The 261-nt window shown below is 66.7% G+C and carries 1 protein-coding gene; it reads right to left on the bottom strand.

Features of this window, described 5'->3' with window-relative positions; translation table 11 throughout:
* Nucleotides 1-261: glutathione S-transferase N-terminal domain-containing protein (locus A3728_RS20390; protein WP_201722365.1), on the bottom strand; the 261-nt coding region annotated here is incomplete at both ends.

Here is a 261-nt window from a genome sequence, read left to right as displayed (position 1 = left end):
AAGAACCATTTCAGCGCCTTGCCCCGGGCAGGTGAGGCGGGGGCGGGGAACAGCTCGCCGTGCCGATCCGCCAGCCAGAGCAATATGGCCCCGGTTTCAAAGATCGGCCCCTCGGGTGTTTCGAGCGTGGGGATCAGGCCCTTGGGGTTCAGGGCACGGTAGGCGGCCCCCCGCTGCGCCTTCGCCCTGCGGTCGACCAGCCTTGTCTCATAGGGGATTTGGCCCTGCTCCAGCGTGAGCCTGACGATCAGCGACGCATTG

It is taken from the genome of Sulfitobacter sp. HI0040, from assembly GCF_001634885.1.
Taxonomy (GTDB): domain Bacteria; phylum Pseudomonadota; class Alphaproteobacteria; order Rhodobacterales; family Rhodobacteraceae; genus Sulfitobacter.
This window is presented reverse-complemented; position numbering and strand designations above follow the sequence as displayed.